The sequence below is a fragment of the Pseudomonas sp. EA_15y_Pfl1_P101 genome (assembly GCF_963970835.1).
GTDB classification, from domain to species: Bacteria; Pseudomonadota; Gammaproteobacteria; order Pseudomonadales; family Pseudomonadaceae; genus Aquipseudomonas; species Aquipseudomonas tritici.
The window spans coordinates 135,306-150,196 of record NZ_CAXAPA010000007.1 but is presented as its reverse complement, the minus strand read 5'-3'; the positions used below and the strand labels follow the sequence as shown (position 1 = coordinate 150,196).

General features: G+C 56.3%; 9 protein-coding genes and 2 pseudogenes. 4 read left to right on the top strand and 7 right to left on the bottom strand.

Annotated elements, in window-relative coordinates; all coding sequences use genetic code 11:
• Nucleotides 1-42 precede the first annotated feature (42 nt).
• Both AACY36_RS13100 and AACY36_RS13095 read left to right on the top strand, forming a co-directional pair.
• Complete coding sequence (locus tag AACY36_RS13100; protein ID WP_339497221.1) at nucleotides 43-5,334, top strand: PAS domain S-box protein; 5,292 nt, start codon at nucleotides 43-45, stop codon at nucleotides 5,332-5,334.
• Nucleotides 5,331-6,272 (top strand): diguanylate cyclase, encoded by a 942-nt coding sequence (locus AACY36_RS13095; protein ID WP_339418573.1) that lies wholly within the window; start codon nucleotides 5,331-5,333, stop codon nucleotides 6,270-6,272. The genes AACY36_RS13100 and AACY36_RS13095 overlap by 4 nt, the downstream gene beginning before the upstream one ends.
• A 337-nt stretch (nucleotides 6,273-6,609) precedes the next feature.
• Here the strand turns inward: AACY36_RS13095 and AACY36_RS13090 are convergent.
• A pseudogene (locus AACY36_RS13090) lies at nucleotides 6,610-6,810 on the bottom strand (penicillin-binding transpeptidase domain-containing protein); the annotation flags it as partial.
• Here AACY36_RS13090 and AACY36_RS13085 point away from each other — a divergent pair.
• A pseudogene (locus tag AACY36_RS13085) lies at nucleotides 6,802-6,969 on the top strand (Lrp/AsnC ligand binding domain-containing protein); the annotation flags it as partial. The pseudogenes AACY36_RS13090 and AACY36_RS13085 sit on opposite strands and share 9 nt — an antisense overlap.
• A 61-nt stretch (nucleotides 6,970-7,030) precedes the next feature.
• Here the strand turns inward: AACY36_RS13085 and AACY36_RS13080 are convergent.
• Genes AACY36_RS13080 through AACY36_RS13055 form a run of 6 tightly spaced genes read right to left on the bottom strand, consistent with a single transcriptional unit; the run spans nucleotide 7,031 to nucleotide 12,711 of the window.
• On the bottom strand, nucleotides 7,031-7,963 hold the full coding sequence (locus tag AACY36_RS13080) for a phosphatidate cytidylyltransferase (protein ID WP_065910146.1): 933 nt from the start codon (nucleotides 7,961-7,963) through the stop codon (nucleotides 7,031-7,033).
• A 1-nt stretch (nucleotide 7,964) separates the two neighbouring features.
• Nucleotides 7,965-8,585 carry a lysophospholipid acyltransferase family protein gene (locus AACY36_RS13075; RefSeq protein ID WP_339418578.1) on the bottom strand — a complete coding sequence of 207 codons (621 nt, stop codon included), beginning with the start codon at nucleotides 8,583-8,585 and terminating at the stop codon, nucleotides 7,965-7,967.
• A 9-nt stretch (nucleotides 8,586-8,594) separates the two neighbouring features.
• Entirely contained in the window at nucleotides 8,595-9,038 is a 444-nt protein-coding gene (locus AACY36_RS13070; RefSeq protein ID WP_339418579.1) for a hypothetical protein, read from the bottom strand.
• The gene (locus AACY36_RS13065; protein ID WP_339497219.1) at nucleotides 9,028-10,326 is read right to left on the bottom strand and encodes a phosphatase PAP2/dual specificity phosphatase family protein; all 1,299 of its coding nucleotides are present in this window, start codon (nucleotides 10,324-10,326) and stop codon (nucleotides 9,028-9,030) included. The genes AACY36_RS13070 and AACY36_RS13065 overlap by 11 nt, the downstream gene beginning before the upstream one ends.
• Before the next feature lie 2 nt (nucleotides 10,327-10,328).
• Nucleotides 10,329-12,083 (bottom strand): bifunctional alpha/beta hydrolase/class I SAM-dependent methyltransferase, encoded by a 1,755-nt coding sequence (locus AACY36_RS13060; protein WP_339497218.1) that lies wholly within the window; start codon nucleotides 12,081-12,083, stop codon nucleotides 10,329-10,331.
• A gap of 10 nt (nucleotides 12,084-12,093) precedes the next feature.
• Nucleotides 12,094-12,711 carry a CDP-alcohol phosphatidyltransferase family protein gene (locus AACY36_RS13055; RefSeq protein ID WP_339497217.1) on the bottom strand — a complete coding sequence of 206 codons (618 nt, stop codon included), beginning with the start codon at nucleotides 12,709-12,711 and terminating at the stop codon, nucleotides 12,094-12,096.
• Nucleotides 12,712-12,985: 274 nt separating this feature from the next.
• Between AACY36_RS13055 and hflK the strand changes: the two genes are divergently transcribed.
• Nucleotides 12,986-14,890: a protease modulator HflK gene (gene hflK / locus AACY36_RS13050; RefSeq protein WP_339497215.1), complete on the top strand. Its 1,905-nt coding sequence runs from the start codon at nucleotides 12,986-12,988 to the stop codon at nucleotides 14,888-14,890.
• The last annotated feature ends 1 nt before the right edge of the window (nucleotide 14,891 follow it).

The following is a 14,891-nucleotide window of genomic DNA, read 5'->3' as shown; positions in this document are numbered from 1 at the left end:
GCATAAGTTTTTATGCTGTTTGTCATACGTTAAGGATAATGAATGTCCGATTTTATTGACTTAAGTGCGATAACATCAGAGAGGCGTCTGTCCCTCGGGACATTGCCCGCTCTGCTGTTCATTCTCGGCGTGCTTTTCACGGCGGCACTTTGTTTATGGGCTTCACAGCGCAACCAAGCTACTACACATGAGGCAATGGTTGACGCCACTCAGAGGGCTCTTTCAGCAATTCAATCCCAGCTCCGGCTTTATCAGTACGGCCTTCGAGGAGCGCGAGGTGCAGTGCTCACGAAAGGCGAGCAAACAGTCACACGCGAGCAGTTCAAGCGTTACAGCGACAGTCGCGACCTTATCAGCGAGTTTCCCGGTGCGCTTGGTTTTGGGTTTATAAGACGAGTCCCTCGTCCTGAGCAAGCTAGTTTTCTAGAGGCAGCACGTCGCGACGGCATGCCTGATTTTTCGATCAGAGAGCTCTCCCCAAATGAAGGAGAGAGATATGTGATCCAATATATTGAACCGTCCGGACTGAACCGACCAGCGATTGGCCTGGACATCGCTTCGGAGGCCAACCGTAAGACGGCAGCACAAAGCGCTATGCTCAGTGGCAAAGCAACGCTGACCGGTCCAATCACGTTGGTTCAAGCGACCGGCCAGCCCAATCAATCTTTCCTTTTTTTGATGCCGATTTACCGCACAGCTAAAACGCCTGAAACAGAAGCAGCAAAAATAGACCAAGCCTATGGTTGGACCTATGCTGTTCTCAGGATGCAGGACGTGCTGGGCGACAGCGGAGTCAATCTTGCGCACGTAGGTTTAGAGTTGCAGGATCAAACAACACCGGGCCAACCAGTATTGTTTTACTCAACCGTGACGCCAGAAAATCTAGCGCAAGCCATCGACAGCTACTCTGTCACACAAGAGGTCTATGGCCGGAAATGGCAACTCAAACTGAGTATTTATCCAGAGTTCATTTACACACTTCCTTTGATGTCGGTGAATGCGTTGGCCTTGAGTGGCGCATTGACAAGCCTATTCATTGCTGCGTTTACCTTGTTATGGAGCAATACCCAGCGCCGCAAGGAGCTGTTGATAATGGCGAGACTACAACTTGCCAACGTGATAGAGAATTCAGTTGATGGCATTATTGTAAAAACACTCTCGGGTACGGTAGTCGGCTGGAACAAAGGTGCGGAACATCTTTTCGGCTATACGGCACCTGAGGCAACGGGTCAGTTGCTTTGCTCATTGATCGTACCTCTAGATCTTCAAGATGAGGAAATAAACATCTTAGAGCGTATTCGAGGCGGTCATGCAGTTGAGCATTTTCAAACCCTTCGGCAACATAAGGACGGCCATCTGATCCATGTGTCTGTGTCCGTATCCCCAATGTGCGACTCCGTAGGCAACATTATAGGAGCCTGCAAGACCATCCGCGACATCACTATAGAAAAGGCAGCTGAAGCGCAGGTATTGGCAAGTAATCTTTGGCTTGAGGGGGAGGTTCAAAAACGTACTTCTGAGCTGGAGAGCGCACGACGCGCGTTGCGCACCGTTTTGGATGGCGTCCCGTCCATGATTGGCTATTGGGATACGCAACTCATCAACCGCGTTGCCAATCATGCTTATCAGGTCTGGTTTGGGCTCGATCCAGAGACGTTACCGGGACGTTCAATGCAGGCTGTATTGGGTGAACAGCTATTTCACGCCAATCGCGGTTATATAGCGGCTGTGCTGCGTGGAGAACCGCAGAGCTTCGAACGAGCGATCCCTGGACCAGATGGAAAGATCCGACATTCGCTTACCCATTACATCCCGGACACCGTCCAAGGTGAAGTTAAAGGGTTTTTTGTGATAGCACATGACGTGTCCGAGATCACCGAGAGCCGCCTCAAACTGGCACAGGCACTCCGTGAAAACGACCTGTTATTGCAAACTATAAACGAGCAGCTACTTTATTCCTTAACCGATACAAACGGCCTGATTCTGGATGTGAACGAACGCTTCTGTGAAGCTCACGGTTTTGCGCGAGATGGGTTACTGGGCAAGACTCACCAGTTACTTAAGTCGGGCGTTCATCCCGAATCATTCTGGCAATCGATGTGGTCCACGCTCCAAGAGGGCAAAGCGTGGCGTGGCGAAATTTGCAATCGTACGTGCGAGGGCAATCTGTGTTGGTTTGATACCGTTATTGCGCCCCGCATTGAGAGTGACGGCAGCATAAAGAGTTATATTGCCTTGTGCATCGACATCACCCATCGACGCGCTGCCGATGAAGAAGTGTCGAGACTGCATTTGTTGTTGCACACTGTGTTGCAAGCGGCATCAGAAGTATCGATTATCGCAACTGATAGAGCTGGCGTCATTAGCGTATTCAATGTGGGCGCTGAGAATATGCTTGGTTATAAGGCGAGCGAGGTTTTAGGCTTTTTGACGCCCGCCAACTTCCATCTTCAGGATGAGATCTTAGCTCGTGGCCAGGTACTGACCAAAGAGTTTAATCAAGTCATTGAAGGATTCCGCGTTTTTGTGCATATTCCCGAAGTCGCTGGCGCTGAGGTGAGGCAATGGACTTACGTGCGCAAAGATGGTGAGCATCTAACCGTTTCGTTAATCGTTACTCCCATGCGCGATTTACAGGGATGCATCACGGGTTATCTGGGCATCGCCACCGACATTACCCAGCAAGCACTACATCGACGTGAGCTTGCTGCTGCACGTGATCAACTTTTGCTTGCCGCAGAGGCGGCGCAGCTAGGGATATGGAGTTGGATTCCCGCGCAAGATCTGATGGAGTGGAATGACCGTATGTTCAGTCTCTATGCAACGCCTAGAGACTTGAAGGGTGGTGATCAACTCTACAATCATTGGCGATCGCGTATACACCCAGAAGATATAGAGGCGACTGAGACCAGTTTACTTGCTGCAATAGAGGGCCACGGGAAATATGATCCCGTTTTTAGAGCGCTCCGGCCTGACGGTTCTATTCGTTATGTGCAGGCAGGTGCTTACGTTGAGCGCGACCAAGATGGCAAGGCCACTCGTATAACGGGTATTAACCTGGATATTACTGAGCGCAAGGAGGTTGAGGCCGAACTGCGTGGCGCTATAGAGCGCGCAGAACAAGCCAGCCAAGTCAAAGGCCAGTTCGTGGCCAGCATGAGCCACGAAATCCGTACCCCCTTGAATGGGGTGCTGGGCATGCTACAGCTGCTGCGCAACGGTGGGTTGGATAGACGACAAGACGATTATGCAAGGAAAGCCCAGACGGCAGCTGAGTTGCTTCTCAGTCTTCTGAACGACATCCTCGACTTTTCGAAAATGGATGCGGACAGACTAGAGCTTGAGCAGCATCCATTCAGCCTTGAAACACTCCTGCGTGACCTGGCGGTTATCCTGTCAGGCAATATTTCCGATAAGCGCGTCGAGTTGTTATTTGATGTTGCCCCTCAACTCCCCAGTGCTGTTATTGGGGATCAACTTCGTTTACAGCAAATTTTGATTAACCTAGCGGGTAACGCGATAAAGTTTACCCCCGAGGGGCATGTTGTGGTGAAACTAACCGAACTGGCGCGCAATGACGAGCAGGTCGTGTTGCGCATTTCTGTTGCGGACACCGGTATAGGTATAAGCGAATCACAGATTAGCGGAATTTTTGAAGAGTTCACGCAAGCGGAAACCTCAACAACCCGACGCTTTGGTGGTACTGGGTTAGGTCTGGCAATCAGCAAGCGCCTGGTTCAGATGATGGGAGGTCAGCTACTCATTGACAGCGAGCTCGGAAAAGGCAGCACGTTTTGGTTTGATATCGCACTTGCTATTGATGATTCCGCGCCGCTCACGTCCATTCAGATTTTCACTGAGCACAGGCGTCGCGTATTGGTTGTTGATGACAACGTTTTATCAGGCCAGATTTTGGTACAGGCACTTGAAGCGTTCGGCTGGGATGTCGTTTTTGTCAATGAAGGCTGCGCGGCTGTTCAGTTGGTTAATCAATCCATCTCTCTGGGCGTCCTCTTCGATGCCGTGATTATGGATTGGCGAATGCCCGATATGGATGGGTTGACAGCGGCAAGATTGATAAAAAATATCCCGGATCATCCAAAGCCTCCGGTGATTGTTATGGTGACAGCATTTGGCCGCGAAGAACTGGCTGACGCGGTCAAGGATCAAGACGCACCATTTCAGGACTTTCTTACCAAACCGGTTACCCCTCAACAACTTTACGCTTCCATTGAATATTCATTAGGGGCGTCAGGTCCGTCAGGTATTGTTCAAGGAGTACAGACTACGGCTGGGGCACTTGAAGGCCTACGCCTGCTCGTGGTTGAAGACAATGCGCTTAACCGACAAGTGATCAGTGAGTTGCTGAGTGCAGAAGGCGCTGAAGTGACCCTAGCAGACTGCGGACTACTAGGAGTCGAACTTGCCATCCACGAACAAGGCGAGTTTGATGTCGTAATCATGGATGTACAAATGCCGGATATCGACGGTATGGAAGCTACTCGCCGTATTCGGTCCACTGCTCACTTTGCGTCACTGCCCATTGTCGCAATGACTGCAAATGCATCCCCTGCTGATCGTGAATTCTGCCTTGCTTCAGGCATGAACGAGCATCTAGGCAAACCTATCGATATGGCCGAAGTTATTTCCGTATTACAACAGCTGACTGGGAGAGAGAGTGAGCCCCTGTTGACGGCGAACCAATCATCGCCTTTCTATCAAAATAACTTAATTGAACCGTTTGACAAAATTTTACTCCGCCTCGGAGGAAGGGCTGACGTATACGCCATGGCTCTAAGCAGTTTTGGCGATGAGTGTGAACGTCTGCTCGCTGAGCTGGAAAAAAACGCTCAGATTTTTGAGGCAACGAGTGTTGCGGACACATTGCACGCACTTAGAGGTGTCGCTGCAACGGTAGGAGCCACAGCGCTAGCAAAACAGGCGGGCAAATGGGAGGCCTTAGCAAGGCAATCGCCGCCGAACAAGCCTGCGCTAGGGCTGCCCTCTGATGGAATTTCTGTGCTCCGAAGTTTGATGAGGGACAGCATTGAAAAGTTGCAGAGTGCTTTTGATGCTGAGAACATTTCAAATTTGCTTGACGGACGAGACGAGTCGCTTTGGTCATCAGAACGAAGTATTGCTTCGCTGGAGAATCTTTTGATAACCCTGGTGGCAGGTGATATGCGAGCGTTGGACGATGTCGCTGAGCTAGAAGCGCATACCCCTATCTCCCAACGGGCCGCGATTACTAGTCTCGTTAAGCTGATCCAAGACCTAGATTTCTATGAGGCGATTGAAAGGATCAAACACTTACTCACGGAAAAGTACAAATGAAAGAACTTCTCAATCAGCTAGTCGCCACTCGGGGATTCAAGCCAAAAGTTCTTGTGGTCGACGATCAACCTGTGAATATTCGACTAATAAACGAACTATTAAAAGTTGAATACGAAATTATTATGGCGATGGATGGTAAACAGGCCCTCCTCAAATGCCAAACACAACACCCGGATTTGATACTGCTGGATGTATTGATGCCTGGCATGTCAGGCCATGACATATGCCGTAGCCTTAAAGCCAGCGAAGACACACGCAATATACCCGTAATTTTCCTGACCTCCCAGGATGAGGTGGCCGACGAAGAACTGGGGTTCGAATTAGGCGCGGTGGACTTCATTACCAAACCTGTCAGGTCCTCGGTTATCATTGCACGTGTTAGAGCTCATCTAGCCTTGAAGTTACAATCTGACTTGCTGAAAACGATTGGGCTGACAGATGGTCTTACAGGAATTCACAATCGCAGAATGTTCGATGAAAACCTACAGCGTGATTGGCTGCAGTGCGCAAGATACGGGCAATACATTTCAATATTGATGATCGATATTGATCATTTTAAGCTATACAACGATCACTACGGCCATCAAAAGGGGGATGAATGTCTACGTGCAGTTGCCAATGCGGTAAAACATGCTCTTAGACGGCCTTACGATTCGGTCGCAAGGTACGGGGGCGAAGAGTTTTCTTGTATTTTGCAAAATACGGACGTTACCGGAGCTATCAGTGTCGCCCAAGCGATGCTTGAGGCAGTACGCGCAGTGGGTATCGAACATGTTAACTCACCTGCCCATGAAATTGTGACTGTCAGTATAGGTATTGGGACGACAATTCCGACTCGGGGTGCTTTGGCTGAGGAGTTGCTCAACGCAGCTGATAAAGAGTTATATAAATCTAAGCAGGCCGGGCGTAACAGGCTTAGCTTCATCGAGCTTAAGTAGTCTCTAACTCGTAAAAAGGTTTAAACGTCTATCCTGTCAATAGGAGAATAGGCAGTACCTGTTTGCTGCCGTAATGTGTTAAACGACATAAACTATACCGGGGGCAAGTTGGCGGTGGAGATGATTAACTTGCGTATCGTACATTGCGGTTGAGCCCGCTGTGCCAAAACCACTGCAATGGTGTTTCTGGATGCTCACGACAGTCTATAATTTCCACAAATCTGTCACACTTATAAGCTAACGGAGGCAAAAACTCGTGGGCCATAAGGTTATCTATCTTTTGTATCCGGCTTTTCAACTAAGCTACCTCCCGTGCGCTATTTATGTGTGATGTGCTTTAAGGCCGTAATCGATATTGGCGTTTAGGTTTCGTTTGATCCTTGAGGATACTCATTGGGTGGATCACCCCTTGGTCCAACGCCAGCCCATACAGAAAGGGTTTGAGCGTCGAGCCCGGTGAGCGCTGCGCCAATACGCCGTTGACTTGGCCGTGGAGGCTTGTGGATAAGTAATCCGCCGAGCCTACCTGGAATCGGACTTTCTACTGCAGGTGGTGGTGCCGGATTTGCGTGGGTATGAGCGGTTTGTCACTGGCAGTCTGCTGAAGCTGCCGGGCGTGAGAGATATCCGCAGCAACTTCGCGATCCAGACCGTAAAAACCCCAGGGGCTTTGCCGCTGGGGCATTTGCCGGGTTAATAAGGTTCTGAAACCAACACAAAACACATGTGTGGGCTTCAGAGGGCTTGAGGTCGGTGGCTCAGGTCCACCAGTAGCGCACGAGGTGGAAGAAAATCGGCGCCGCAAAACACACCGAATCCAGCCGATCCAACATGCCGCCGTGCCCTTCGATCATATGCCCCCAGTCCTTCACGCCCCGGTCGCGCTTGATCGCCGACATCACAATGCCGCCGGCAAACCCCAGCAGGTTGATCAACAGCGCAATCAGGAACGACTGCCAAGGATTGAACGGCGTGGTCCACCACAGTGCCGCACCGATCAGGGATGACAAGAGGATGCCGCCGACAAACCCTTCCACTGTTTTCGACGGTGACAAGTTAGGCGCGATCTTGTGTTTGCCGAACAGCTTGCCGCACACGTACTGCAGCACGTCGGACAGTTGCACCACGATCACCAGGTAGGCGATCAACAACAGGTTGCGGCCTTCGTAGCCGGGGATATCGAGGGTGAGCAAGGCGGGCACGAAGGAGACGCAGAACACCGCGATCATCAGGCCCCATTGCACCTTCGACGCGCGCTCAAGGAAGTGCGTGCTGTCGCCGCCCAGCGAGGCGAGGATCGGCAGCAGCAGGAACACATACACCGGGATGAAGATCGAGAACAACCCATACCAGTCCGAGTAAATCAGCAGGTATTGCAGTGGCAACGCCAGGTAGAACGCGGCGACCAGCGCCGGGTAGTCGCTGCGGCGGGTGGGCGTGAGCGTGAGGAATTCGCGCAAGGCGTAGAACGATACGGCATAGAACAGCAGGATCACCGCGCCGGTGCCGAGCCAGAAGGCGACACCGATGACCACCACCATCACCCACCAGGCGTTGATGCGCGCGTTGAGGTTGTCGATCACCGCGTTCGGGTTGCCACGGGTACGCAGTTTGAGGATCAGGCCGATCAGCGAGGCGAGCACCAGGATCGCGCCGATGCCGCCGAACAACATCAGGGTTTGGCTATCCATCTCAGGAATGCTCCGGGGCAAGGGCGAGCAGAGCATCGCGTGTACGGGCGAGGAAGGCGACTTTGTCTTCGCCTTCTTCCAGTTGCAGCGGTGCGCCGAAGCTGGTGGTGCACAACAATGGCAGCGGCAATACGCGACCTTTGGGCATGACACGGTTGAGGTTGGCGATCCACACAGGAACCAGTTCGGCCTGTGGGTAACTTTTAGCCAGGTGGTACAGGCCGCTTTTGAACGGCAACAGGCCATCCTCAAGATTGCGCGTGCCTTCGGGGAAGATGATCAGCGAGTCGCCGCCTTCCAGCGCATTGAGCATGGGCTGTAATGGGTTATCCACAGGGTCTTTGCGTTCGCGGTCGATCAGCACGCCGTTGAACACGCGGTTGATGATGTAGCGACGCAAGGCGCTTTTATTCCAGTAATCGCTGCCGGCCACCGGGCGTGTGAATTTGCGCAGGTTCTGGGGCAACGAGGCCCACAGCAACACGAAGTCGCCGTGGCTGCTGTGGTTGGCGAAGTAGATGCGCTGCACCGGCACCGGCGCGCAACCGAGCCACAGGCTGCGGGCGCCAGTGACGGTGCGGGCCATGGAGGTAATCAGCGTGGCGACCATGGGTTCGAACATGAGGATTCCTTATCCGGCGAAAGGCAGCCAAGGGCTGGCGAGGATCACGGCCAGGGTCAGCAGCGCTTGCGCGCCGAGCAGCCAGGCTTGTTTGCGCAGCAGTTTGAGTGCGCCGCGACGGCGCTCGGTCCAGGGCCGGCCAGCGCGTTTGGGCGATTGCAGGCCGAGGGTTTGCAGGGCCTGGTCGAGGTCGGCGGTGCGCTCGATGTCGCGCGCCAGCAGGGCGAACAGGTCAGCGTCAAACGCCACACGCAGCGCCCAGTACTTTTGCAGCAGCCCGAGAATAATCATCCACAGGCTCAGTAGCAGGCAAATCGGCGAAATAATCGCCATCAACAGTTGAGCCAAGCCGAATAACACGCCGACCAGCGTCAGGCCTGTGGATAACTGATCCAGCGAGCGGCCGCGACGCAGCAGGCTGGCGACGACCTGAAGTTCCATATCAACGGGCATGGGACAAACCCTCCAAGGCTTCTCGGTGAGCAGGGTGCAGGACCACGTCGGCCCGCGCTGTACGAATGATAGTCAGCGCATTCTCTACCGTCGCGGCGCGTCCGGTAGACAAAAGCCAGGCGGCGACGGCGGTTGCGCTGCGCGAATAGCCAAGGGCGCAGCACACCAGCAATGGGCCGCTGGCGCGCAAGCGTTCGATGGCGTGTGCGGCTTGCCGGCATTCGTCGGGTGTCGGTGCGACAAGGTCCAGCACTGGAATCGACTGATAGGCGCGTCCCTGTGGATTAATCGGCAATTCTGCGCAGATATCGACGATGGCCTTGAAGGGCGCCTGCTCACATGTCGTAGGAATACGACCAAGCCAGACGTTATCCACAATGAGGTCGGGTTGTGGATGTTTGCGTGTCCACAGCCGTGAGTTGATCCAGGCAGCTGCCAGATAGGGCGCGTATAGCCAGCGCGCGGCAGGGGTTAGTTGGCCATCGGCGCGTTTCTGAAAGCCCGAAGCGCCCAGTACCAAGTAATTGGCTTTGACCAACGCGAGAGAAACCGCCGGCCAGAGTATCCACAGCCAGCCACCGCCCATTACAACGGCAAGCATCGCCAACAGCAAAGCGCACACGCCGTAACGCACGCCTAACCGCCAGCGTTTGGGGGCGCGCGTCAGCCGGGCATTCAACAATGGACTCGGGTGTTCAATCGGCCACAACCACACGCAAATCCACCCCGCGAGGGCGCCTGTGGGTAAGTCGATAAAGTGATGTTGATAAGTGGTCAGTACCGAAATACCGATCAACGCGAACCAGCCATGCACCACCCACCGCCAGAACCTTTGAGTGTGGCGCTGGAACATGACCCACAGGATCACCAGCAGTGCGATATGCAGCGAGGGCGCCTGATTGAACGGCTTGTCGAACCCGGACAGCACCGCAAACAGCCAGCCGAATACGCCATCCAGTTCAGGCCGCTCGAAGGTGAAGCGCAACGGCCAGATCAGGAAGCTGCTCACGGCAATCACCTGCGCACTCAGCAGCCGCAACGCGTGTTGCTTCAACTCGTGGCGGGTCCTGGGCAGCAGGAGTGAGCACCCATACAGCAGGTCGATGGACCAGTAGGGCACGATGGTCCAGGCCCAAAACGGCATATGGGTTTCCCAGCCGAACACCAGCGTGCCGACGTCGCTGCGCTGGCTGGTGACCCAGGTGGCAAAGCCGTAGGTGCTGAAGAACAGCGGCGCCAACAGCAGCAGCCATAAAACCGCTGGTTTCAATAAACCGGGTTCGCGCATGCTCAGATCTTCTGCGCCAGTGACACGGTAAAGATGCCCCACTCATCCACACGCTGGGTGATCTTGCGAAAGCCCGCAGCCTCGACCAACTGATCCATTTCCGCCTGGCTGCGCCGACGCATGACCCAGGCCTGGCCCTGGCGATGACTGGTCAGCGCACGGGCAATCAGCTCCAACTGCGGGTGCCATGGTTGGCCGGTGTACACCAGGTAACCGCCGGGCTCCACGGCTTCGGCCAGGCCGGCCAGCGAACCGCCGACCATGCCGTTATCGGCAAACAATTCATACAGCCCGGACACCACTGCCAGCGTCGGCTTGGGATCCAGCGCGGCCAGGTCGAGGCGATCAAACGCATCGCCTTTGACGAACTGCGCGATATCCCCCAGGCCCTTCTCGCGAATCAAGGCGCCGCCGTCGCGCACGTTGATGTCGCTGTAGTCGCGCAGCAGGATCGACTCCGGCAGCGGCGACACGCCCTGCAAGGCTTCCAGGATGTAGCGACCATGACCGGCGGCAATATCCACAATGCGCACTTCGCGATCATCCGCGCGTAACTTGGCCATGGCCAGGCGCAGCAGTTCCTCGACGTTCAGCTTGCGCTGGCGAATGCCGCGCCAGCCGATGGAGTTGAGGTAATTGGTGTCGATCATCCGCCCCAGCCGACCTTTGCCGGTGGGTGTGTTGCGGTACACGTAGTCCAGGGTGCTGCCAGAGTCGAAGCCGGTGTCGAAACCCAGTTTCACCCCATCCGACAGGTTTTTGCCCAGGCCCATGCTGGCGCGGGTCATGCGCCAGTACAGGTCGCGCAAGGAGTTGCGCGGCACCGGCGCGGCAAGGGATTCGGACTCGGCGCAGGTGGCGCCGATTTTGTCGGCGTGGAGCAACGGGGCGCGGTCCAGCGGGTGTTCGAAGTTCTGCAGGATAAAGCGCTTGGCGCTGCTCACGGCGGTCGCGCGGTCGCGTTCGCCGAGGGTGTCGTGAAAGAAACCGGGAAGGATATGCAGCTCTTTTTTCAGGCTGCCGAGACGATCGAAAAATTGCTGCTGGGGTTTGCGGTGCACCACAAAGTCGGAGCCCGAGATCAGCAATTGGGTCGGCACCTGGATCGCTTGGGCATCGGCTACAACCCGGTCGGCCGCTTCGTACAGGCCGAGCAGCACATTCACCGAAATGGCCTTGGTGATCAGCGGGTCACTGTCGTAGGACACCACGCGTTCCGGGTCATGGCTGAGGAACTTGGCCTTGACGTAACTGTTGACGAAAAAGTTGCCACGGAACTTGCGCATCAGCGCCAGGCCCGGCCGGGCGAATGGTACGTAGAGCTTGACCTTGAACGCCGGGGAGGCAAGCACCAGGGCGCGGATCTTCGGTGCGTAATCGTGCACCCAGGTCGCGGCAATCACCGCGCCGACGCTTTGGGCGATGACGGCGAAGTTTTCTTCTTCGATGCCATAGGTGGCGCCAATGTGATCGCAGAACGTCTGCACATCGCGGGCGCTGGTGGCAAAGCTCGGGCTGTCACCGCGCGCGCCGGGCGAATGGCCGTGGCCACGGGCATCCCAGGCGAAAAAGTCGAGTGCCGGCAGGTCCAGTTCATCCACCAGATGGGCGATGCGCCCCGAATGCTCGTGGCCGCGATGGAACAGCACGATCGCCTTGCGCGGCTCATCGCCAAACGCAGCGGTAGCCGGCCAGCGCCGGTAGAAAAGCTCGACGCCATCGTGGGTACTGAAGGTGTGCTCTTGCTGTTCGCGCATCGCAAAATCCTTATGCAGAAGGGGAAGTCGTTTCGTTAAGACCTTGGCGCACGCGGTTGACCAGGGTGTAGGCGAGCAGGGCGGCGACCAGCCACATCACCGCATCGACCCAACCCGCGCCCAGCCAGCCCAGCGCCACGCCGGTGGCCAGCACACCCAATACAAACGCTCGATCGCTCTTGCCCATCGGCCCGTCATAGCGGCGCGATGCGCCCACCATCGGCCCAAGCACTCCGGCGTATTCGCTGAGCACCGCCAGCAGCGCCACCAGCAACACAGGCGCCAGGCTTACGCCGGGGATCAACGCAAACGGCAGGATCAGCGCGCTGTCGGCGATCACGTCGCACAGTTCATTGAGGTAGGCGCCCAGGCGCGACTGCTGGCCGAATTCGCGGGCGAGCATACCGTCGATGGCATTGAGGGCCATGCGCAGGATCATCCACAGCGGGATCAGCGCAAACAGCCACAGGTGTTGGGCAAAGCTGGCGATCAACAGGCCGACCAGCAGCGAAATCACGCCGGCCAGGAGGGTGATCTGGTTGGCGGTGGTGCCGTTGTCGTAGAGGCGCTGCACCAGAGGGCGCAACAGGTTTTGAAAGCGCGGCTTGAGCTGATAGATCGAAATCATAAGGGGTAACGCTTCCTTGTCCATTGACCCGCGAAAAACTGGTCTGGAGTGTGCCGATTAATCGCAGCCTGCACCAGTGATGGCGCGTGTTTATGGGGAGTTAGTCACGATCTTGAACACAACGATGTCCCTGTGTGGCAGTTGGCAAGTCAGCTCCCACACAGCACCGCTTCCACAGGGGGGTTGGGGGGCACTGAAACTGCTGTTTTTCGAACAAAAATTTCACGCATCGTGTTATATCGTAACGAATTATGTACATTCAGGCGTTGAGTGGATGCAAGTGGATCTGGAAGCTGAAGGCGCTTCGGTGGAGGGCCTCCCGCGGTTTCAACAAGGGCTCTTCCATGCCCGTCGATTGCGCCAAGCCGGTATCAGCCTGACGGTGCTGGCCGTTGCCGGCTGGGTGCTGGCGCTGTTTGTCGCGCTGTTCGCGCCGCTGTCGATTTGGCCGGTGGTGTTGATCAATGGCACGTCGGCGTTGCTGCTGCTGGTGGCCGGTTTGCAATCGGCGTGGTGGGTGGCGGATTGGCGTGCCCAGGCGTTGGAAGCGCCTGCGGTTGAAGAACCGGTTGAAGACATCGGCCGGTACGCGCGCCTTGCGGAGCGTTTTGGCAAGCAGATCGGCGCGCCGGTGCTGTGGCTTGGCGGTTGGTCGTTGCTCGCGCTGGTCAGCATTCTTGAGTTCTGGAACCTGGCCTTGCCCGCCGCTCCCGTCGGTCAATCAGCAAGCGTCGGTGCGGCGCTGGCGCTGGCCTTGGCGTTTGGCCTGCTGGTGTTCGAACGTCGTCTGGCCCAGGAAACCGCTGTGCAGTGGCCGGAAGCCTCGCAACTGGCACAGTTAAGCCGAGTGGCGATTATTTGCCTGGTGATCAGTGCGATTTGCCTGCTGTTCGCAGGGGCGAATTCCGTCTGGCCCCTTAGGTTGGCCGTGTTGATCGGCCTGCTGCCGGCGCTGGTCTCGCTGGAGTTTCTTTTAAGAGCGGTGCTGTCACTGTTTAGCCCGCGTCAGCCACGCCTCGAACCCCGCCTGATGGCGCAGAGTTTTATCGCTGGGCTGCTGCGTTGGCCGCCGCAACCCTTGCTCGCGTTGCAGCACGAGTTGCACAACCGCTTCGGTATCGATTTGCGCCAGATCTGGGCGTTTACCTACATGCGTCGGGCGTTTCTGCCGGTGCTGTTGGTGGTGCTGGCGGTAGGCTGGGCGCTGACCGGCGTGCATGAAGTTCCGCTGCAAGGGCGTGGGGTTTATGAGCGTTTTGGCAAACCGGTGCAGGTCTTCGGCCCTGGCCTGCATACAGGTTTGCCATGGCCGTTGGGCCGCGTAATAAGCGTGGAAAATGGTGTGGTGCATGAGCTGGCCACCAGCGTCAGTGACGCCGCCGCCCCGGAACTCTCCCCCGCCGAAGGCCCACCGCCGCTGATCGCCAACCGCTTGTGGGATGCCAGCCATGTAAATGACAAATCCCAAGTGATTGCCAGCAGCAGCGGCGACAAACAGAGCTTCCAGATCGTCAATATGGACGTGCGGTTTGTCTACCGCATCGGCCTCACCGACCAGGCCGCGCTTGCCGCCACCTATAACAGTGCGGATGTGCCGACCCTGATCCGCAGCACCGCCAGCCGCATCCTGGTGCATGACTTTGCCTCGCGCACCCTCGATGAACTGCTCGGCGAACAACGCACCAGCCTGGCCGACGAGATCGGCCGCGCGGTGCAGGCGGACCTGCAAAAGCTCGACAGCGGCGTGGAAATCCTCGCCACCGTGGTCGAGGCGATCCACCCGCCGGCCGGTGCCGCCAACGCCTATCACGGCGTGCAAGCCGCACAAATTGGCGCTCAAGCGTTGATCTCTCGCGAACGCGGCGCGGCCAGCGAACAAACCAACCAGGCCTTGCTCCAGGCCAGCACCGCGCGCGACCAAGCCCAGGCCACTGCACGCGAAGTGAATGCGGGCGCCCAAGCGGCCGACCTGCGTTTTATCGCCGAACAAAAGGCCTACGCCACGGCTGGTCAGGCCTTCGTGCTGGAACAGTATCTGGGCCAACTCAGCCAAGGCCTGGCTCACGCCAAGCTGCTGATTCTGGATCATCGCTTGGGCGCCGATGGCGCGCCGACGATCGATCTGCGTTCTTTTACCTTGCCGGCCGATCCCTCGGTGCCGCGTAAAGCCGTTCAATAAG